The organism is Buchnera aphidicola str. Sg (Schizaphis graminum), assembly GCF_000007365.1.
In the GTDB taxonomy this organism is placed as follows: domain Bacteria; phylum Pseudomonadota; class Gammaproteobacteria; order Enterobacterales; family Enterobacteriaceae; genus Buchnera; species Buchnera aphidicola.
Genome location: NC_004061.1, coordinates 246,170 through 268,121, shown reverse-complemented (window position 1 = coordinate 268,121; position 21,952 = coordinate 246,170). Strand labels below are relative to the sequence as shown.

The following is a 21,952-nucleotide window of genomic DNA, read 5'->3' as shown; positions in this document are numbered from 1 at the left end:
TTTAGAAATACTTTATTTGCATTTTGTTTTCTTTGGAAAAGATATCTAATTCAACTAAAAGTTTATTACTAATTGTGATTAACCATTTTTTTATTAGTTTATATTCAGAATCAAGATCTTTTTTTTTACAAAAAATATAAACAGGAACTATACCTGTAGTTTGATTCTGAAAAAACTGATAAATTTTTTTTAAAAAACATTTATCTCTTTGTTTTTCGGTTAATACAATCGTTAATTTATCAAGATATTTTTCTCTTGCTAAATTTAAATTCATAATATCATATGCTGTCATTTTTAAATTTTTACTAATGAAATTAGTGTTTAAAAAACCTGAAACGATTAAAATTTTATTTAATTGAATTAATTTTTCAGATATGTTTAATAATCTCTTAAAAATAACTACTTCTAAAAGACCAGTGCTATCATCTAATATTAAAATAACTATACGATTCTTGTTTTTCGTAACTTTTGTTTTAATAGAAACAACTATTCCTGCCACCATAATTTTTTTTTTAGTATGATTAAAAAGTTTTAATTTTGAAAATGTTGAATTATTAAGATAATATTTTAATTCTTCTGCATAGCGATCAATAGGATGCCCTGTAAGATATAAACCTAAAACTTTATGTTCATTTTCTAGTTTTTTTTCTTCATCAGAAAAAGAATTTAATAAATTATTATTCTTTTTTAGAATATTTAATTCTTCTTTAAATGAACCAAATAAACTTTCTTGTTGAAATTTTTTTATTTTAAAATGTTCTTTTGATGCTTTAATAGCATCTTCAATTAAAGAAAGCAAATAATTTCTATTTTTGTTAAAACAGTCACAGCTTCCTGACATGATTAATTTTTCTAGTACTTTACGAGTGATTTTATTAGGATCAGTACGCATACACAGATCAAAAAGATCAGAGAACAATCCATTTTTTTCTCTTTCTTGAACAAGATTAAGTATTGGATTTCTACCTATACCTTTGACAGCTCCAAGACCATAAACTATATTCTTTGTATGATCAACATAAAATTCATATTTACTTAAATTTATATTTGGAGGGATTATTTTTATGCCCATTTGAATAGATTCATTAACTAACATTACAATTTTGTCTGTATTATCTATGTCAGAAGTCATAGCAGAAGCCATAAATTCAGAAGGATAGTGTGCTTTTAACCATAAAGTTTGATAAGATACTAAAGCGTAAGCTACAGAATGAGATTTATTGAATCCATATCCAGCAAATTTTTCTAATAAATCAAAAATTTTTATAGCAAGCTTTCTATTAATCCCATTTTTTTGAGCACCTTCTATGAAAATAGATCGCTGTTCAGCCATGTCTTTTATATTTTTTTTACTCATTGCTCGTCTTAAAATATCAGCTTTTCCTAAAGTATAACCTGCTAAAATTTGAGCAATTTGCATTACTTGTTCTTGATATAAAATAATACCGTATGTTGATTCTAATACTGGCTTTAATAATATATGCTGCCATTTATGATCAGGATATGAAATCTCTTCATACCCATGCTTACGATTAATAAAATTATCTACCATTCCCGACTGTAAAGGTCCAGGTCTGAAAAGTGCAATCAATGCGATTATATCTTCAAAACAATCTGGTTGTAATCTTTTGACTAAATCTTTCATCCCGTATGATTCTAATTGAAAAATTCCTGTAGTCTCACATTTTTTCAATAAAAGAAAACATTTACTCTCATTCAGAGGAATAGAATTGATATTAATTGTTTTTTTGTTACTTAATAATAAATTTTTATTAATCATATTTACTGCACAATTAATAATTGTCAATGTACGTAAACCAAGAAAGTCAAATTTTAACAATCCGACATACTCTATATCGTTCTTATCAAATTGTGTCACAGGATTATTACCTTTTTCATCACAATATACAGGGCAAAAATCAGTAATTTTACTTGGAGAAATTACTACACCTCCAGCATGTTTTCCTACATTACGATTTACTCCTTCTAATTTTTTTGATACATCAATTAAATTTTGAATATCTTCGTCACTTTTATACAAAGTATATAATTCTGAATTTTTAGAAAAAGCATCTTTTAATGTGATTCCTGGATCTAAAGGAACTAATTTAGACAAATTATTGATGAATCCATAAGGATATCCTAAAACCCTTCCAACATCTCTAATAACAGCTTTCGCTGTCATTGTACCAAAAGTAATAATTTGAGCTACTGATTCTCTACCATACGTATGCACAACATGTTCAATTACTCGATCACGTTTTTCCATACAAAAATCAATATCAAAATCCGGTAGTGAAATACGTTCAGGATTTAAAAATCGTTCAAATAATAAATCGAAAAATAGTGGATCTACCTCAGTTATATTTAATACATATGCTACTAATGAACCAGCTCCTGAACCTCTTCCAGGACCTACTGGTATATTATTATCTTTTGCCCATTGTATAAATTCCATAACAATTAGAAAATAACTAGGAAATCCCATTTTATTAATTATACCTAGTTCAGTATCAAGACGATTTTTATATTTTAAAAAAATTTCTTTATCTACTTTTTTAAAATTTGATTCTAAACGTTTTTTTAATCCCTTATTAGACTTTTGAATTAAATAGTTTTCAATACTTATTTTTCTTGTATTAAATTGAGGTAAAAAATATTGACCAGATTTTATAAAAACATTACAACGTTTTGAAATTTCTACACTATTAATAATAGCTTCTGGAATATCAGAAAAAAGAAAACACATTTCTTTTTCAGTTTTTAAAAATTGATGTTTACTATAATTATTTTGAATCTTAGATTCTTTCAATCTTACACCTTCATTAATTGCAATTCTAATTTTATGAATTTTAAAATCCTCTTTATTTAAAAAACATACATCATTGGTTGCAACAACTGGTATATTTTGAGAATAAGATAAGTCTACTGCTAAAGATAAATATTTTTCTTCGTTTTCTCTATACGTACGAATTAATTCTAAATAGTAAAAACCAGAAAAATATTTTTCATAAAAATGTAAACAATCAGATATTAATGAAGTTTGACCACGTAATAAAGTCTTTCCAATTTCACCTTGACAACCTCCTGAAAGAAGTATTAATCCATTATTTAATTCTGATAACCACTTTTTTTCTATTGTTACATATTTTTCACAAAAATATCCTTTTTTATAAGCACGAGAAATTAATAAAATTAAGTTTTTATATCCATCTTGATTAGTAGCTAGTAGAGTCAGTTCTGTTAATTCATTTTTTATTAACTCAGAAAAAAATTTAACTGTCACTCCAATAATAGGTTTTAAACCCCATTTATGAGCAGCGTTATAAAATTTTATTGCACCGTATAAATTATTAAAATCTGTTATAGAAAGTGCTTTCATGCCTAAATTAACTGATTTTTTTATCAAATCTTCTGGTTTAGACAATCCATCAACAATTGAATAATCGCTGTGTACGTGAAGATGTACAAATTCTTCTAAATTCATTGAATTTCCTAAAAATTATATCAACATCTTTTCAATTAAAGATATTTTTTTTATAAAAAATTATTGTAGATTTACAAACATTCTTTTTATTCACTATGGCAAAAATTTTAAATTTTATAAAGTTTTTTTTAGACTTTAGGTATATTACTTCAATAAATATTTGATCACCAGGCACTACAATTTTTTTAAATCGCGTATTCTCAATACCTACGAAGTAGTACAACTGATTAATATTCAATTTACCTATGCTTTTAAAAATCAAAACAGCAGCCGCTTGACTCATAGCTTCAATCATTAAAACACCAGGAAAAACAGGTTCTTTTATAAAATGACCTTGAAAAAAAGGTTCATTTACAGTACAGTTTTTAAGTGCTTTTAAATATTGAAATGCTTTAAAATCTAAAATCCGATCAATAAGTAAAAAAGGATAGCGATGCGGTAAAATATTTAAAATATCTTTAATATTAAAAATATATTCATCAGAATTCAAAATTTTTTCCTATTTAAAAAAAACAATATTTTTATTTTTTATAAAATTAATACTAAACATTAAACTTTATTCTAATTACCAATTTTTTCCAAAGTTAAATTGAAATGCTTCTAATTGATTATTTTTATTTTTATAAATAGGGTATGCATAAGAAAAAACTAATGGACCAATAGGAGAAAACCATTGTAAAGATATACCAATTGATGCTTGAATGTTATTCAAAATAGTATAATCTGGAAATTGTGAAAAATGAATATTTTGTTCCTTATCCCATCTAGTATCCCAAATATTTCCAGCGTCTAAAAAAAATGAAGACCGAAGAAATTTACTGTATTCAGTTTTAATTAATGGAATTGGTGTAATTAATTCTAAATTAGAAATAATCATAGCATTTCCGCCAATAGAATCTACAGATTCACAAAAAATACTTTTTTTATTATATCCTAAACACTCTTCTAAATTAGAATTAATATAAATTTTTTTAGGACCAATAGTATTTGCCCTAAATCCACGAATATTATTTGAATCAATGGCATGAAAATTTTCATAAAAAGGTAATTTTTCTTTATTCAAACTATTTCCAATACCAGCACGAATATGAGTTAAAAATATAAATTTTTTTTCTTCTTCTAATGGAATATATTGTTCACTATCAAATAAAAATTTATAAAATTTATTATCTGAACCAGGAATCGTATTTTTCCCACTGATATAAGTTTGATTTCCCGAAATAGGAAAATAAAAATATTTTAAAGTATCGTGCGTCAAAGAATAATTTAAAGTGAAATCGTCAACTAAACTAGTTTTTAAAAATTTATCACTAGATTTATTTCCATTTTTCGAAAAAAATTTTTCTTCTTTATTTAGTAAACCGTTATGAGTATATCCAAAACCAATATTAACTCTATTAAATGCATTGATTAAAAAACTCAAGTCACTTTCGAATCCAGAAGTGGTTTTTACAATATTATAAAAACTATTTATATTATATTTAAAATCATTATAAAAAATTCTAGTGTCTAAATTTGTACCATCGTCAATAAAATACGGATGCATAATTGATATATCAGCATATTTTTGATTATCATTTTTGATGATACTAGCTTTAAGTGAATTTCCAGAACCAAATAAATTATCTTGAGAAATAGATGCATTAAAACTTAAGCCACTATCTCTTCCGTATCCTAAACCAAAATTTAAGGTACCAGTAGGCTGTTCTTTTAGTGTATAGGTAATATCAACTCCATTTTCTTTATTAAATAATATCTCTTTTTGTACAGTAATATCACTTAAAAATTTTAGTTTTTCTAAAGATTTTATACCTAACTCTATTAATTTTAAATTAAACCATTCACCTTCTATTTGTTTCATTTCGCGTCTTAAAACTATATCTTGAGTTAGTTCGTTGCCTCTAAAATTTATTTTATTTACAAAATAACGTTTTTGAATATCTATGTTAAAATTTAAAATTATTTTTTTTTCTTTAAAATTAATTTGTGGATAAATAATAATTTTAGGATCAATATATCCTTTTTCAGACAAGAATCTTTGAATTTTTTTAACTATTAAAGTAATTTTTTCTTTGTTATAAAATTCATTGTTATGAATATTAATAAAATTTTTAATTGATTGATAATACTGTAATAAATTCCCATTAAGAAAAAAATTGGATATTTTATATTTCTTGCCTTCAGAAATATAAACTGTAATATTCACTTTATTTTTATCTTTTAAAAAGCGTACTTTTTTTCTATGTATATTAAAATAATAATATCCTTGATTTAAATAAAAATTACTTAAATTTTTTAAATCTTCTTCTAATTGCTGAGAATAATAAAACCGTTTCTCTAAAAAATTCCACCAAGACTTGCAATCTTTTAATTTAAACAACGAAAGTATTTTATCTCGAGGAAAATGATTATTTCCAATAATTTTAATATGATTTATTTCTACTAAGTTACTTTCATGAATAAATATTTGTAAATCTATTTTGTTATTTGAAGAAATTTTTTTAAAAATTTTAATATCAGAATTATATCTTCCAACATTACTATAAAATTCTTTTAAATTTTTTACAAAAACAGTATTTAAAAAGGGATTAAAAAAATTCCCTTCTTTAATACCTAATTCGGTAAGATACTTTTTAAGTATAGAATCCTTAATTATTTTATTTCCTGAAAAAGTAATATTTGAAATAATAGGTCTCTCTTTTATTTCAAAAATAATAGTTTTACCTGAATGAACTATTTTAATAGTTTCAAACTTTCCAGTTTGGAACAAAGATTTTATACTATGTTTAATATCATTCTCAGATATATTACTTCCAATATTAAAAAAAATATTTTTTAACACCTCATCTTTTGAAAAATATTTTAATCCCTTAAATTGAATATTTTCTATAATCCATACATTTTTTGAAAAAACGTTAACACTAAAAAACATTAAAAAAATTATGAAAATAGTTTTAATTAACATTATTATTAGAATTTTTCCTACAGTATATCTTTTATTTTAAAAAAAAATCATTTTTATTTAAAATTTTATTATAATAAAAGACATTACAAAATAAAAAAGAAGATTTGAGTAAAAATTACTTTAATAAAAAATTTGATTTTTTTTAATAAAACGTTTTTTATATATGATCCATACTGTTTAAAAAAATGTTTTTTAACTAATTGAAATTCCTCCAAAACGACGTTCACGAGTAAAAAAATAATCAATTGCATGCTGAAAATCGCGCCAGTTAAAATCAGGCCATAAAATATCAGTAAAATATAATTCAGAATATGCTATTTGCCATAACAAAAAATTACTAATTCTTTTTTCTCCTCCTGTTCTAATCACTAAATCTACTGGTAGTAATTCACTTGTAGATAAATATTGAGAGAAATTTCGTTCTTGAATTTGATCAATATCTAACACATCTTTTTGAACATCTTTGATGATTTTCTTTATACCTCGTATAATATCCCATCTACCACTATAATTTGCAGCAATATTTAAAATTAAACCAGTATTATTAAAAGTTTGTTTTTCTACTTTGTGAATATAATTTTTTAAATTTTCATTAAAAGGACTTGTATCTCCAATTATTTTTAAACGAATATTATATTTATTTAAATTTTTTATTTCACTTTTTAATGCAAAAAAAAATAATTTCATCAACGCTGTAATTTCTAACTTGGGACGTCTCCAATTTTCTCGACTAAAAACATATAATGTTAATATTTTTATGTTATTTTCAACGGCATACTTTATTATTTTTCTAGCTGTTTTAAAACCTTCTTTATGACCTAAGGTACGTATTTTTCCTCTTTTTTCAGCCCATCTTCCATTTCCATCCATAATAATTGCTATATGACGAAGATTTTCTTTTTGAATTCTTTTTTTATTTTTTAACGAGGATTTATATAACATAATTTCTCTAAATTTCTCTTAAAAAATTTTTTAAATTATATAAAATAATATTAAAATATTAGAGACGATATTTTTTTTTGAGATTTTATTCTTGTTTTTTTGTCAATTTCTAAAACCTCTTCAACGGAAACAGGTTCTGAAAAAGAAGAAGACATTAAAATATCAGTATTGATTTCCGAAATTTTATTAAAACTAATTTTTGAATCTAAAAAAGCTGAAACAGTAACTTCATTAACAGCATTTAAAACTGTCATTGCCGCTTGACCTTGAGAAAAAGCATCAATAGCTAATTTTAAGCATGGAAACTGAATAAAATCTGGTTTAAAAAAACTCAAATTGCTTAATTTATTAAAATTTAAAAATTTCGCTCCAGAAGATATACGATTAGGCCAAGACATTGCATAAGAAATTGCAACCTTCATATCAGGAACTGAAAGTTGTGCTAATATTGTTCCATCAATATACTCAACCATAGAATGAATAATTGATTGAGGATGAATTAAAATATCAATTTCTGAAGATGAGGCATTAAATAGCAATCTTGCTTCAGCATATTCAAAACCTTTATTTATCATAGTTGCTGAATCTATTGATATTTTTCTTCCCATTGACCAATTTGGGTGAGAACATGCTTCTAAAGGAGTAACAAAAGATAAGTTTTCTCTTTTAAAATTATAAAATGGACCTCCAGAAGCAGTTAAAATAATAGATTTAACACCATTTTTTTTTAAATTAACTTTACCTAAATTTTTTTGAACAAACTTAGGCAAAACTTGAAAAATAGCGTTATGTTCACTATCAATAGGAAAAATTTTAGCTTTATTAGAAGATAAAGCTTTCATAAAAATAATACCACAGACAATTAGAGATTCTTTATTAGCTAATAAAATTGTTTTCCCAGCATTTATTGCAGATAAAGTAGGTAATAAACCTGCCATTCCTACAATGGCAGATATAACTAAATCGGATTCTTTTAAAGCAGCTAGTTGACAAATAGCTTTATTACCAGATAAAACTTGTGTTTTTATTTTTTTATCTTTTAATCTTTTTTTTAAAATATGAGCTGATTTTTTATTCTTCATGATAGCCCAATCAGGAGAAAAATATTCACATTGTTCTAACATCATAGAAGAATTTTTATTAGCTACTAAAACAATAACTTTAAATAAAGAAGGATTATTTTTAACAATAGACAGAGTACTAATGCCGATAGAACCAGTAGATCCTAAAACAGTTATTTTTTTCATAAAAAATTTTTAATATTAATAAATAATATTGAATTGCTAAAATGACTGTACAAAAATAATACGATAAAATATAGAAAATGATTTACAAAATATTCTATGTAACTTCAAAATTTCATAAGATCTTTTTCTTTTTCCGATAATATTTTATCTATTTTCTTAATATAATCGTCTGTCATTGTTTGAATTTTATTTTGTGCAGCATGCTCGTTATCTTCGCTAATAATCTTACTTTTTAAATAATTTTTTATCTTATCATTTGCATCTCTGCGAATGTTTCTTATATAAATTCGTGCATTTTCTGCATTATTACGAATTACTTTTATTAAATGTGTTCTTCTTTCTTCTGTTAATCCAGGTATTGGTACAATAATATCTTTACCATATAAAATAGGATTTAAGTCAAGATTTGAATTTAAAATTGCTTTTTTAATTAAAGATGTACTGGAATCATCAAAAATATTAATTTTAAGAGTGTGATAGTTTTCAACTACGACATTAGATATTTGACGTAGAGGAACTTTAGAACCAAAATATTCAACATAGATACTGTTTAATAATTCTGGAGAAGCACGTCCAGTACGAACATTATTAACTTGAATTTGAAAGTTATTAATACATACTTTCATTTTTTCATTACTTTTAATATAAATATCATTAATCACATGAGTACCTATACAATATATTCTTTAATTTACAATATTTGTTAATAATTTATTTAATCAGAGTACCTTCATCATAACCTTTAACAATACGGTATAAAGATTTAGGTTTATTGATATTAAATACTCGAATGGGTAAATTATGATCTCTAGCTAAAGAAAAAGCCGATAAATCCATCACTTTTAATTCTTTTTGAATAACATCTTTATATGTTAATCTTTTATAAAAAACTGCTTGAGAATATTTTTTTGGATCTTTTGAATAAACTCCATCAACTTTTGTACCCTTTAAAATTATATCTGATTTAATTTCAATGCCACGTAGACACGCTGCAGAGTCAGTTGTAAATAAAGGATTACCTGTACCGGCAGCAAAAATCACGACAAAATTATTAGATAACAAATCTATCGCTCTTTCGTAATTATATGTTTCGCATATACCATCAACTGGTATAGACGACATAACGTAGCTAGGAATAGAATAAGAATTCATAATATCTTTCATAGCTAAGCTATTGATTATTGTTGATAATATACCTATATGATCTGATACTATTCTATTTACTCCTAACTGAGATAAAGTAGCACCACGAAATAAATTACCACTACCAATAACTAAACCTACTTGAATACCAAATTGCAATACTAATTTAATTTCTTTTACTATTCTTTTTAAAGAATTTATATCAATACCAAATTTATTGACTCCTTGCAAGACTTCACCGCTTATTTTAAGTAAGATGCGGTGGTATATAAATTTTGTATTGGTAGACATATTGTTTTTAACCTAAATAAATTTTTTATTAAAAATATTTTTTACTTTTTGTAAATTGATCAATATATATTTTGTTTTTTAAAATAGTCTTTTAAAATCAATTAAATATTTTGTCACCGATTTCAAATCTAATAAAAGATATAATACGCGCATTATATTCATTTAGTAATGCACCTACTGTTTTTGTATTATCCATAATGAACTTTTGACCAACTAATGAAATGTCATTAACAAATTTATTCATTCGACCTTGAACTATCTTTTTTAGTATTTCAGAAGATTTATTCTGTTTTTTTGCTAATTCTAATTGAATTTCATATTCACGTTTAAAAACAGAATCAGATATGTCATTTGGAGATAAATATTCAGGTTTACTTGCCGCAATATGCATAGCAATATTTTTTAGTGTTTCTTGATTTAAATTACTAGCACTTACTAATACACCAATTCGACCACTATGTATATAAGATATTATATTATCACCTTCGATGAAACTAAATCGATTAATTTTTATATTTTCACCTGTTTTTACAATTAATTCTGTTTTCTTTATTTCAAAAACATTTCTAATATCATCAATATTTTTTATTTTTTTTGACAATGCTGTTAAAATAATTTCTTTACCTAATGAATAAAATAAAGTATCTTTCGCAACAAAATCAGTTTGGCAATTCAATTCAACCATAGCACCAATTTTATTTTTAATTTTTGCAAATATCAGTCCTTGATTTGTAATATTATGTATTTTTTTCTCAGCTCGTGCTTGTCCTGATTTTCTTAAATTATCAATTGACAACTCAATATCTCCCTTCTCTTCTATTAGAGCACGTTTACATTCCATAAACCCTGCTCCGGTACGTAATCTCAACTCTTTAATTAGTAAAGCAGTAATATGACTCATAATAATTTTCTCTTCTCTTTTGAATTAAAAATATGAAATGATTATTCTATGTTCATTTTTTTATCTGAATCTAACAACATTTCGCTAAACGAATTACCATTTTGGTTTTTACAAATACTAAGTGATACAGCCTGTAAATATAAAGTCACTGATCTAATAGCATCATCATTACCAGGAATAACATAATCTACACCATCAGGATTAGAATTAGTATCAACTATGGCAAATACAGGAATTCCTAAATTGTTTGCTTCTTTAATCGCAATATTTTCATGAGCAGCATCAATGACAAATAAACAATCAGGTAACCCCCCCATATTCTTAATACCACCTAAACTATTTTCTAATTTAGATAATTCTCGTGTTCTTATTAATGCTTCTTTCTTAGTAATTTTTGAAAAAGTGCCATCTTGTGATTCTGTCTCTAAATCTTTTAAACGTTTTATAGATTGGCGAACAGTTTTCCAGTTAGTTAGCATACCTCCTAACCAACGATGATTAACGTAAAATTGATTGCAATTTAAAGCCGTTTCTTTTATTTTTTTACTGGCTGCTCTTTTAGTACCTACAAATAGTATTTTTCCTTTTTTTAAAGAAATTTTTTTCAATTCAGATAAAGCAAAATTAAACATTGGAAGGGTTTTTTCCAAATTAATGATATGCACTTTATTTCGAGAACCAAAAATAAAAGGTTTCATCTTCGGATTCCAATAGCGTGTTTGATGACCAAAGTGAACACCGGCTTTTAACATATCGCGCATTGATACTATTTCCATGATTATTCCTCAAAATAAAAAAAATTAATAAGAATTTTATAAAAAAAATTATTTTAAATAAAACTAGATAATTCAAATAAATGAAGAAAATATTTTATATTAAATAAGTTTAATATAAATATATCATATTCAATATTAAGAATAATAATTATTATTAATGTCTTTTACTTTTTATTTCAAAATATTATTTATTTGACAATAAAATAAAAAATTATTTTCAAGTAAAATTTAAAACGTATAATTTAAATATTAAAAATTTTATTAAATATAAAAATCGGCTAAATATTATGAATTGCATAATAAAAACAGAATCAGAAATTAAAAAAATGAAAGTATCTGGAAAAATAGCTGCAGAAGTATTAGAAATGATCGAAAACTATATAAAACCCAATATAAGTACCGAGGAAATTAATAATATTTGTCATAATTTCATTATTAAAAAAAAAGCCGTTTCAGCATGTTTAGGATATCATGGTTTTCCAAAGTCTATTTGTATTTCTGTTAATGATGTAGTATGTCATGGAATCCCAAATAAGAATCAAATTTTAAAATCAGGCGATATAGTTAATATCGATGTTACAATTATTAAAAAAAACTATCATGCAGATACATCAAAAATGTTTCTTGTAGGACAAACAAATATTTTATCTCAGCGTTTATGTAAAATAGCTCAAGAAAGTCTATACAAATCTTTAAACATATTAAAACCAGGAATACCGTTATATAAAATAGGTGAAGTTATTCAAAATTACGTCGAAAATAACAACTTTTCAGTTGTAAAAGAATACTGTGGTCATGGCATTGGACGTGCATTTCACGAAGAACCATATGTATTACATTATAAAAATAAAAGTCATGTTATTTTAGAAAAAGGAATGATTTTTACCATTGAACCCATGATTAATGCAGGAAGTCATGAGGTTAAATGTATGAAAGATGGGTGGACTGTTAAAACAAAAGATCATTCTCTATCTGCACAATATGAACATACTGTATTAATAACAGAAAACGGATGTGATATTTTAACATGGCAAAAAAATGAAAAAATTCCATCTAAGTTTATTAATAAATGATTAATCTATTAAAAATTTAATAAAATATTAAATTAGGTCAATTTAAAAAATGAAAAAATATTATGACATTATCGAAAACGCTTATTTAAAAAAAAATGAAGTCAATACTAAAAATATTGATATTGAAACAAAACAAACAATTCATCATGTTATTGAATTATTAAATAGCGGGAAAATTAGAGTTGCAGAAAAAAAAGACAATATATGGATTACAAATCAATGGATAAAAAAAAGCATTTTATTGTATATGTATTTAAATCAAAATAACGTATTTCAAGGAAGTTTCAGTAACTATTACGACAAAATTCCTCTTAAATATGAAAATTACAATGAAAAAAAATTTAAAGAAGAAAGAATTCGTGTAGTTCCACCAGCTACAATTAGGTATGGTTCATTTATTAATTCTAATACTATTATCATGCCATCATATGTCAATATTGGTGCATATGTAGATCAAGGAACTATGATAGATACTTGGACCACGGTAGGTTCTTGTGCTCAAATTGGGAAAAATGTGCATTTATCTGGAGGTGTAGGCATAGGAGGTGTTTTAGAACCTCTACAAAATAATCCTACAATTATTGAGGATAACTGTTTTATTGGAGCACGCTCCGAAATAGTAGAGGGAGTAATCATAGAAGAAGGATCAGTGATCTCTATGGGAGTCTTTATAGGGCAAAGTACTAAAATTTATAATAGAGAAACAGGAGAAATTCTATATGGAAGGGTACCAGCTAACTCTGTAGTTGTTTCTGGAAGTTTACCATCAAAAGATAGAAAATATAATCTGTATGCTGCCGTTATTGTTAAACGAGTAGACTCTAAAACACTTAATAAAGTAGAAATAAATCAACTTTTGCGTGATAAATAGAAAAATGAAAACCGCCCGGTGATTATATCGGGCGGAACAATAAAGTAGTTATTCACTAACTAAGTAAATACTATTATTCCCTCTCTTCACACTAAAAACTAATATATTTGGTTTTGAATCTAAAATATTTTTTAAATCATTTAAATTATTTATTACTTTTTGATTGACTTCTACAATAATATCATCTTTCTTAAAACCAATTTTTGAAGCTTGAGTATTCAATTTTATATTTTCTATTTTTACACCTTTTTGTCCATTTAATGAACAATCACTTAAATCAGCACCTTCAATTCCTGTATAAATATCTCCTAGACTAACACTATTTTTCAAAGATGGTTTTAATTCAACAATCACGTTTTTAGTTATTCCATTTCGGAATATTCCTAATTCCATTTTAGTAGATACTGGCAAAGATCCCACTTCAGCACGTAATGCTGCAAAACTAGAAATTGTTTTTTTATTTAAAGAAACAATAATATCACCTGCTTTAATACCTGCATGAAAAGCAGAAGAATTAGGTAAAACTTGACTTACAAATGCACCTTTTTGAGCATTTATTTTCATTACATGAGCTAAATCTGAATTTAGTTCCATGCCTATTATGCCTAATTCTCCACGTTTTACTTGTCCAAATTTAACCATTTGTTCTGTAAGATTTTTAACCATATTTCCAGGAATAGCAAATCCAATTCCAATATTACCTCCGTCTGGTGCTAATATTGCAGTATTGATACCTATTAATTCACCTTTTAAATTAACTAATGCACCACCAGAATTACCTCTGTTAATAGCTGCATCAGTTTGAATAAAATTTTCGTAATGCTCAATGTTTAATCCACTTCGTCCCAACGCCGAAATAATACCAGAAGTTACCGTTTCACCAAGACCGTATGGATTACCAATAGCTACAGTATAATCACCTACTCGAAGAGTATCAGAATCAGCAATTTTTATTGCACTTAAATTTTTCGCATTTTTTAGCTGTATTAAAGCAATATCGGAACGAGAGTCTTTACCAATTATAGAGGCTTCATAACGACGTCCGTCACTTAATTGTACTTGAATTTTATTTGCATTTTCTACAACATGATTATTTGTTACAGCATATGCCTTATCAGCATTAATAATTACACCGGAACCCAGAGCATGAAATTTTTCATGCATACTATTAGAATTTGGATTAGAACGACAAAAAGGAGAATTTCGAAATGGTGAATTACCCTGACAAAAAGGAGAATTATGACCAAAAAAGGGTTGAAATTGATGAGGTAAACGAGAAGTATGAACTACAGTGCTTCCTTCTATATTGATACTGATTACTGAAGGCATAACTTTTTCTAACATAGGAGCTAAACTAGGAGCTAGTTGTACAGAAGAAACATTTTGAGAAGAAGTAAAATTTTTATTCCCCCAAGACATTCCAAAACTTAGTAATAGCGTTAAAAAAAGCATTATCCCGCTTAATACTATATTTATTCTTTTCATCTTTTCTTTCTCGTAAATTACAATCTGATCTTATAAATAAAACTAATAAAAAATATTATTATTAAATCACAATAAATTTTAGTATACACTCGATATTTGATTAACTCCATCGATGGTTAAATAAAAAATAAATTTATCGAAATAAAAATACAAAAATAATTTATAATAAATTTTTATTTTAAAACGGATAATTTCATATCAATGATTTTAAATTTTATATTTAATGTTTTTTTTTGTTTATAATTTTTTTTACAATTTTACATAAAAATGAAGAAAAAAAATCTATAAAATTGAAAGGAAAAACTATGGGTACATATTGGCAAGTTAAAATTCCATATGTACCAAATCAATTACATATAAAAAATTTAATACAAAGAAAATTAGATGAAGATGAAAAATTATTATCTTCTTGGAAAAAAAATTCTTTAGTATCTAAATTTAATAAACTAAAAAAAAACCAACTATTAGCTATTGATAAAAAATTCTTTAAAATTATTTCAATAGCATTAAAAATAAATAAAAAAACTTATGGAAAACTAGATATTACAATTGGCAATCTAATTAATATATGGGGATTTGGTAATCAAAAAAAACCACATAACTATCCTTCTATTAATAAAATAAAACAAGTTATGGCTCTTACCGGAATGAAACACTTAAGTTTAATTAGCAATGCTAATAAACATTACATCAAAAAAAATATAGATGGCATGAAAATTAATCTTTCTACATTAGGAGAAGGATTTGCAGCAGATCATCTTTCCTCAGTTCTCAAAAAAGAAGGAATAGAAAATTATACTATTTCAATAGGAGGTACAGTATTAGTTAAAATAAAAAATAAAGAAAATTCTAAAATTATTGCAATTCAAAAACCTACTGATAAAATACAATCAATTCATTTATTAATTCACTTAAAAAACAAATCTATTAGTACAGCTGGTACATATCGCAATTATTATTATTTAAAAGGCAAAAAAATTTCACATTTAATCGATCCTAAAACAGGAATGCCTGTAACGCACAACTTAATATCAGTAAGTGTAATTTCATCAACTGCTTTAGAAGCTGATGGTTGGGATAGCGCATTACTTATTTTAGGTTTTAAAAAAGCTAAAATATTAGCATTAAGAGAAAATCTTGCAGTTTGTCTTATAACTAAAAAAAATAATACATTTTCAACATGGATATCACCCTGTTTTAAAAAATTTTTAATCAATACTTGATTGATAATATTAAATATATTTGTAATAATAAAATAATTCAATTAATTAATCTAAAAATTAAGTTTTCTACAAATTTTAAAAAATGAAGTAAAAAATAAAAATTTTTTAATATTTTAAATTATTTTTTTTTTATCTAGATAAACTATCAGGATAAACTACAAATAGAAAACTAGGAAATAAAACCTAATAAATTAGCATCCTGGAGGAAAAAATTGGAAATATTATCAGGAGCCGAAATGGTCATCAGATCATTAATTAATCAGGGAATACAGCATATATTTGGTTATCCTGGTGGTGCTGTCCTAGATATTTATGATGCTCTAAAAACTGTTGGCGGAGTTGAACATATTTTAGTAAGACATGAACAAGCAGCAACTCACATGGCTGATGGATATGCGAGATCTACTGGGAAAATAGGTGTTGTATTAGTCACATCAGGACCAGGTGCTACCAACGCTATTACCGGTATTGCTACAGCTTATATGGATTCTATCCCAATGGTCGTCATTTCCGGTCAAGTTGCCTCATCATTAATCGGATACGATGCATTTCAAGAATGTGACATGATTGGTATTTCTCGTCCTATAGTTAAACATAGTTTTTTAGTAAAAAGAACTGAAGATATACCTATAATTTTTAAGAAAGCTTTTTGGTTAGCATCTACCGGACGACCTGGTCCAGTAGTTATTGATTTACCAAAAGATATTTTAAAAAAAACAAATAAATACAATTTTATATGGCCAAAAAATATACATATACGTTCCTATAACCCAACAACTAAAGGTCATCAGGGACAAATCAAAAAAGCATTACGTATTCTATTAAAAGCAAAAAAACCTATTATCTACGCAGGTGGAGGAATAATCAGTTCTAACAGCAGTGAAGAATTACGTATATTTGCAGAAAAGATCAATTGTCCTGTAACAACATCTTTAATGGGATTAGGAGCATTTCCTGGAAATCACATTCAAAGTATTTCTATGTTAGGTATGCATGGAACTTATGAAGCTAATATGGCTATGCATTATTCTGATGTAATTTTTGCAATTGGTGTACGATTTGATGATCGAACAACAAATAATTTAAAGAAATATTGTCCAAATGCTACTATTTTACATGTTGACATTGATCCTACTTCAATTTCTAAAACTGTTTCAGCAGATATTCCTATTGTTGGAGATGCTAAACAAGTTTTAAAAGAAATGATTGAATTAATAAAAAAAGAAAAACAAATTCATTCTTTAAAAGAATGGTGGTCTTCCATAGGAAAATGGAAAAAAATTAAAAGCTTAGAATACAATAAAAAAAGTAATAAAATAAAACCACAAAAAATTATTCAAACTCTTTTTAAGTTAACAAAGGGAACGTCTTATATTACTTCAGATGTTGGTCAACATCAAATGTTTACTGCGTTATATTATCAATTTAATAAACCTAGACGTTGGATTAATTCAGGTGGATTAGGTACTATGGGATTTGGATTGCCTGCTGCTTTAGGGGTCAAATTAGCATTACCGAAAGCTACTGTAATTTGTGTTACTGGAGATGGCAGTATTCAAATGAATATTCAAGAATTATCTACAGCACGACAGTATAATCTTGCAGTTTTAATATTAAATCTTAATAATTCTTCTTTAGGTATGGTTAAACAATGGCAAGACATGATCTATTCTGGAAGACATTCACATTCATATATGGATTCACTTCCAGACTTCGTAAAATTAGTTGAATCATACGGACATATTGGTTTAAAGGTAAAAACAAATGAAGAATTAGAAGAAAAATTAATATTAGCATTAAAAAAACTATCTGAAGGTAATTTAGTTTTTTTAGATATTCAAATAGATGATTCTGAGCATGTTTATCCTATGCAAATTCAAGGTGGTGGCATGAATGAAATGTGGTTAAGGAAAAAAGAGGTTTCCTAAAAATATGCGAAGAATTTTATCTGTTCTCTTAGAGAATGAATCAGGTGCATTATCACGAGTCATAGGATTGTTTTCACAGCGAGGTTACAATATAGAAACAATTACAGTCGCACCAACAGAAGATCCTTCTCTATCAAAAATGACTATACAAACAATCGGAAATGAAAAATCTATTGAGCAAATTGAAAAACAACTACACAAATTAATTGATGTATTAAGAGTAATAAAAGTCGGACAAAATTCTCATATAGAACGTGAAATAATGTTATTAAAGGTACAAACAAACAACTGTAAAAAAGATGATGTTAAACATATTACCGAAGTATTTCGAGGACAAATTGTAGATATAACATCTACAACATATGTATTACAGATTACTGGTACTGCAAAAAAATTAGATTCTTTTCTTAAAATAATTAGAAATACAACAGAAATCATTGAAATGACTCGTTCTGGGATAGTGGGAATTGCTCGAGGTTAACTTTTTTGTAAACATAGAAAATAACTTCTATTGAAAAAAATTCTTTTAAAAAAAAGATTTTTTATTTATATAACAATATTTAAAAATAATTTATAAAAAATACATTAAACATAGTCATTTTCATTTGAAAATGACTATGTACTTTCTTTATTTATATCATGTATATTCCAATATGAATCAAACAATCAAACATATTTCTGTAATGAAAAAAGAACTAATCGAATCATTAAAAATAAAAAAAAATGGCATTTATATTGATGGTACATTTGGAATGGGTGGTCATGCCCTTTCAATTTTAAAAACAATAGGAAGAGAAGGAAGACTCTATGCTATTGATAGAGATCCAAATTCTGTATTTATAGGCAATCAAATTAAAGACAAACGTTTTCATATTATTCATTCAAATTTTTCAAAAATTTTAAATTATGCAAAATATAATAACATTATTGGCAAAGTTAACGGAATATTATTTGATCTTGGAACATCATCACTGCAAATAGAAAATGAAAAAAGAGGCTTTTCATTTAAAAAAAATGGTCCTTTAGATATGAGAATGAATCCACATGCTGGTATTTCTGCTTCAGAGTGGCTTTTCAAAAGTGATATAAATAAAATTTATTTTGTTTTAAAAAATTTTGGGGAAGAGCGATTTTCAAAAAGAATTGCTTATGCAATAAAAGACTATTGCAAAAAAAAGAAAATAAACAATACTTTTGAACTGGTAGATATTATAAAAAAAGCAACACCTATAAAAAACAAATTTAAACATCCTGCGAAAAGAACTTTTCAAGCTATTAGAATTTATATTAATCAAGAACTAGAAGAAATTAAAAAAGGATTAGAAAATAGCTTAAAAATATTAAAGCCAGGAGGTCGTCTTTCTATTATTAGTTTTCATTCTTTAGAAGATAGAATAGTAAAAAATTTTATGATGAAATATAGTAAAAAAGCTACTGTTCCATATGGTTTACCAATTACAGAAAATAAATTAGAAACATTAAGAATATGTAAATTAAAAATTATTAATCGAATTTTTCCGACTCAAAAAGAAATTGAAAAAAATCCTCGAGCTCGCAGCTCTGTGCTTCGCACAGCTGAATTAAAAGAATAAATATGAAAATAAAACGTTATGATTTACCAAAAATAATTAAAAAAGATTTTTTTATATATGGAAAAATTCATTTAATTTTACTATTAGCAATAATTTTATCTGCTAATTCTGTTGTTATTGTAGTCTACAATACTCGACTACTAATTGCTGAAGAAGAAAATTTAAATTTAAAAACAAAAAAAAAAGATGATGAATGGAGAAATTTAATCATTGAAAAAAATGCTATTTCTATGCCTTCTATTCATTAAAAATCTATATTTTAAATCAAATAAAAAATATGTCTAAAATATATAGATAGATAAAAATATAAACGAAAAAAATGAACTTATTTAAAGAAAAAAAAATAAAAAAAATAATTTATATAAATTGGCGTTTTGTCACATTATGCAGTATTGTTTTTTTATTTTTAGTAATTTTAACATTACGCATAATATTTCTTCAAATAATAAATTCTAAAAAATTAGCATACGAAGGAGATCGTAGAACACTAAGAATACAATCAGTAATAAATAGAAGAGGCATAATTAATGATCGATTAGGATACCCATTAGCTGTAGCTGTTCCAGTCAATGCAGTATTTATAGATCCCACAATGATTACCAATAAAAACGATATAAAAAATAACATACGTTGGAAAGCATTATCAGAGATACTATCTATTCCATTAAATAAATTAATATTTTTTATTAATTCAGATAAAAATATTAAGTTTATTTATTTAGCTCGTCAAATTAATCCAGAAATCGGAGATTATATTAAAGCATTAAAATTACCAGGAGTTTTTTTGATAGAAGAATCAAAACGATACTATCCTACTGGTGCTATCGCAGCTCAATTAATTGGGATAAATAATATAGATGGAGAGGGAATTGAAGGTATAGAAAAAAGTTTTAATTCATATTTAACAGGCACACCAGGTAAAAGAAAAATAAGAAAAGATAATCAAGGACAAATAATCGAAAACGAATCTTTAATTAATAAATCCAATTCTAATAATTTAATACTCAGTATTGACAAAAAATTACAAACAATCGTATATCAAAAATTGAATAATGCTGTTAACGAAAATCAAGCAGATTTTGGAATTGCAATTTTAATTAATATTGAAACTGGAGAAATATTAGCTATGGCTAATAGCCCTTCATATAATCCAAATAATATGCAATACATGATTAACAAAAATCTTCGTAATAAAGCTATTACAGATATTTTTGAACCAGGATCGACAGTTAAACCAATAGTTATTATGGAAGCATTAAAAAGAGGAATAATTAAAAAAAACTCAATAATTAACACAAAACCTTATTTTATAAAAAAACATAAAATAACAGATGTTGCATACCATGAAAAATTAAATATAACAGGAATATTAAAAAAATCTAGTAATGTTGGGGTATCAAAAATTGCATTATCTATGAATACCTCAGAACTGATTAATAGCTATATTAAATTTGGATTAGGACAGCCAACTAATTTAGGATTAATCGGAGAACAAAAAGGTTTTCTTCCTAAGAAAAAAAAATTATCAGATCTAGAAAAAGCGACTTTTTCTTTTGGATACGGACTTATGATAACTCCTCTGCAATTAGCTCGTCTATATACAATTATTGGAAGCTATGGAATTTATCGTCCTCTTTCAATTATTAAAATTGATCATCCGTTATATGAAAAAAGAATTTTTCCTAAAAGGTATGTAAAAAATGTTATCCATATGATGGAAACTGTTGCTCACCCTGGAGAAGGTGGTTCTCAAGCAGCTATTAAAGGATATCGTGTTGCAATTAAAACAGGAACTGCGAAAAAAGTAGGTATTCACGGATACTATATCAAAAAATATATAGCCTATACTGCAGGAATAGCACCAGCTAGCAATCCAAAATTTTCTTTAACAATTATAATTGATAATCCTAAAGGAGAAAAATATTATGGAGGTGCAGTATCTGCGCCAGTTTTTAGTAAAATAATGAAATTAGTACTGAAAGAAATGAAAATTAAACCAGATAATTTAAAAAACAAATTATCGTAATA

General features: G+C 25.6%; 18 protein-coding genes. 8 read left to right on the top strand and 10 right to left on the bottom strand.

From position 1 onward, the window contains the following. Position 1: 1 nt before the first annotated feature. From dnaE to rpsB, 9 genes are all read right to left on the bottom strand, one after another. A complete protein-coding gene (dnaE, locus tag BUSG_RS01220; RefSeq protein WP_011053759.1) occupies positions 2-3,487 on the bottom strand; it encodes a DNA polymerase III subunit alpha in 3,486 nt (1,161 codons plus the stop codon). 31 nt (positions 3,488-3,518) lie between these two features. After that, entirely contained in the window at positions 3,519-3,977 is a 459-nt protein-coding gene (fabZ, locus tag BUSG_RS01215) for a 3-hydroxyacyl-ACP dehydratase FabZ (protein ID WP_011053758.1), read from the bottom strand. 75 nt (positions 3,978-4,052) lie between these two features. Beyond that, the gene (bamA, locus tag BUSG_RS01210) at positions 4,053-6,452 is read right to left on the bottom strand and encodes an outer membrane protein assembly factor BamA (RefSeq protein WP_011053757.1); all 2,400 of its coding nucleotides are present in this window, start codon (positions 6,450-6,452) and stop codon (positions 4,053-4,055) included. A gap of 192 nt (positions 6,453-6,644) precedes the next feature. Then, entirely contained in the window at positions 6,645-7,394 is a 750-nt protein-coding gene (uppS, locus tag BUSG_RS01205; RefSeq protein WP_011053756.1) for a polyprenyl diphosphate synthase, read from the bottom strand. Positions 7,395-7,444: 50 nt separating this feature from the next. Next, complete coding sequence (ispC, locus tag BUSG_RS01200) at positions 7,445-8,641, bottom strand: 1-deoxy-D-xylulose-5-phosphate reductoisomerase (protein ID WP_011053755.1); 1,197 nt, start codon at positions 8,639-8,641, stop codon at positions 7,445-7,447. Positions 8,642-8,745: 104 nt separating this feature from the next. Next, positions 8,746-9,303 carry a ribosome recycling factor gene (gene frr, locus BUSG_RS01195; RefSeq protein ID WP_011053754.1) on the bottom strand — a complete coding sequence of 186 codons (558 nt, stop codon included), beginning with the start codon at positions 9,301-9,303 and terminating at the stop codon, positions 8,746-8,748. 49 nt (positions 9,304-9,352) lie between these two features. After that, a complete protein-coding gene (gene pyrH, locus BUSG_RS01190) occupies positions 9,353-10,075 on the bottom strand; it encodes a UMP kinase (protein ID WP_011053753.1) in 723 nt (240 codons plus the stop codon). 97 nt (positions 10,076-10,172) lie between these two features. Continuing rightward, complete coding sequence (tsf, locus tag BUSG_RS01185; protein WP_011053752.1) at positions 10,173-10,976, bottom strand: translation elongation factor Ts; 804 nt, start codon at positions 10,974-10,976, stop codon at positions 10,173-10,175. 41 nt (positions 10,977-11,017) lie between these two features. After that, the gene (gene rpsB / locus BUSG_RS01180) at positions 11,018-11,752 is read right to left on the bottom strand and encodes a 30S ribosomal protein S2 (protein ID WP_011053751.1); all 735 of its coding nucleotides are present in this window, start codon (positions 11,750-11,752) and stop codon (positions 11,018-11,020) included. A gap of 287 nt (positions 11,753-12,039) precedes the next feature. Here rpsB and map point away from each other — a divergent pair, with 287 nt between their 5' ends. Beyond that, positions 12,040-12,825, top strand: a complete 786-nt coding sequence (map, locus tag BUSG_RS01175) for a type I methionyl aminopeptidase (protein ID WP_011053750.1) — start codon at positions 12,040-12,042, stop codon at positions 12,823-12,825. Positions 12,826-12,874: 49 nt separating this feature from the next. Continuing rightward, on the top strand, positions 12,875-13,696 hold the full coding sequence (dapD, locus tag BUSG_RS01170; protein ID WP_011053749.1) for a 2,3,4,5-tetrahydropyridine-2,6-dicarboxylate N-succinyltransferase: 822 nt from the start codon (positions 12,875-12,877) through the stop codon (positions 13,694-13,696). Between the two features lie 48 nt (positions 13,697-13,744). Here dapD and degP read toward each other — a convergent pair whose 3' ends face one another. Next, positions 13,745-15,181: a serine endoprotease DegP gene (gene degP, locus BUSG_RS01165; RefSeq protein ID WP_011053748.1), complete on the bottom strand. Its 1,437-nt coding sequence runs from the start codon at positions 15,179-15,181 to the stop codon at positions 13,745-13,747. Positions 15,182-15,486: 305 nt separating this feature from the next. On the opposite strand from degP, the gene BUSG_RS01160 reads away from it, so the two are divergent. From BUSG_RS01160 to ftsI, 6 genes are all read left to right on the top strand, one after another. Continuing rightward, positions 15,487-16,404 carry an FAD:protein FMN transferase gene (locus tag BUSG_RS01160; protein ID WP_148140853.1) on the top strand — a complete coding sequence of 306 codons (918 nt, stop codon included), beginning with the start codon at positions 15,487-15,489 and terminating at the stop codon, positions 16,402-16,404. 212 nt (positions 16,405-16,616) lie between these two features. Beyond that, the gene (locus BUSG_RS01155; protein ID WP_011053747.1) at positions 16,617-18,332 is read left to right on the top strand and encodes an acetolactate synthase 3 large subunit; all 1,716 of its coding nucleotides are present in this window, start codon (positions 16,617-16,619) and stop codon (positions 18,330-18,332) included. 4 nt (positions 18,333-18,336) lie between these two features. Further along, positions 18,337-18,813 carry an acetolactate synthase small subunit gene (ilvN, locus tag BUSG_RS01150; protein ID WP_011053746.1) on the top strand — a complete coding sequence of 159 codons (477 nt, stop codon included), beginning with the start codon at positions 18,337-18,339 and terminating at the stop codon, positions 18,811-18,813. A 172-nt stretch (positions 18,814-18,985) separates the two neighbouring features. Then, complete coding sequence (gene rsmH, locus BUSG_RS01145; RefSeq protein ID WP_011053745.1) at positions 18,986-19,924, top strand: 16S rRNA (cytosine(1402)-N(4))-methyltransferase RsmH; 939 nt, start codon at positions 18,986-18,988, stop codon at positions 19,922-19,924. A 2-nt stretch (positions 19,925-19,926) separates the two neighbouring features. After that, on the top strand, positions 19,927-20,172 hold the full coding sequence (ftsL, locus tag BUSG_RS01140) for a cell division protein FtsL (protein WP_011053744.1): 246 nt from the start codon (positions 19,927-19,929) through the stop codon (positions 20,170-20,172). A gap of 71 nt (positions 20,173-20,243) precedes the next feature. Then, positions 20,244-21,950, top strand: a complete 1,707-nt coding sequence (gene ftsI / locus BUSG_RS01135; RefSeq protein WP_011053743.1) for a peptidoglycan glycosyltransferase FtsI — start codon at positions 20,244-20,246, stop codon at positions 21,948-21,950. Positions 21,951-21,952 lie beyond the last annotated feature (2 nt).

Coding starts and splice junctions, on each gene's coding strand:
- rpsB (WP_011053751.1), bottom strand. CDS start 11,752: ATGGAAATAGTATCAATGCGCGATATGTTAAAAGCCGGTGTTCACTTT.
- map (WP_011053750.1), top strand. CDS start 12,040: ATGAATTGCATAATAAAAACAGAATCAGAAATTAAAAAAATGAAAGTA.
- ilvN (WP_011053746.1), top strand. CDS start 18,337: ATGCGAAGAATTTTATCTGTTCTCTTAGAGAATGAATCAGGTGCATTA.
- rsmH (WP_011053745.1), top strand. CDS start 18,986: ATGAATCAAACAATCAAACATATTTCTGTAATGAAAAAAGAACTAATC.
- bamA (WP_011053757.1), bottom strand. CDS start 6,452: ATGTTAATTAAAACTATTTTCATAATTTTTTTAATGTTTTTTAGTGTT.
- dnaE (WP_011053759.1), bottom strand. CDS start 3,487: ATGAATTTAGAAGAATTTGTACATCTTCACGTACACAGCGATTATTCA.
- tsf (WP_011053752.1), bottom strand. CDS start 10,976: ATGAGTCATATTACTGCTTTACTAATTAAAGAGTTGAGATTACGTACC.
- ftsI (WP_011053743.1), top strand. CDS start 20,244: ATGAACTTATTTAAAGAAAAAAAAATAAAAAAAATAATTTATATAAAT.
- degP (WP_011053748.1), bottom strand. CDS start 15,181: ATGAAAAGAATAAATATAGTATTAAGCGGGATAATGCTTTTTTTAACG.
- BUSG_RS01160 (WP_148140853.1), top strand. CDS start 15,487: ATGGGTACATATTGGCAAGTTAAAATTCCATATGTACCAAATCAATTA.
- ftsL (WP_011053744.1), top strand. CDS start 19,927: ATGAAAATAAAACGTTATGATTTACCAAAAATAATTAAAAAAGATTTT.
- pyrH (WP_011053753.1), bottom strand. CDS start 10,075: ATGTCTACCAATACAAAATTTATATACCACCGCATCTTACTTAAAATA.
- ispC (WP_011053755.1), bottom strand. CDS start 8,641: ATGAAAAAAATAACTGTTTTAGGATCTACTGGTTCTATCGGCATTAGT.
- dapD (WP_011053749.1), top strand. CDS start 12,875: ATGAAAAAATATTATGACATTATCGAAAACGCTTATTTAAAAAAAAAT.
- uppS (WP_011053756.1), bottom strand. CDS start 7,394: ATGTTATATAAATCCTCGTTAAAAAATAAAAAAAGAATTCAAAAAGAA.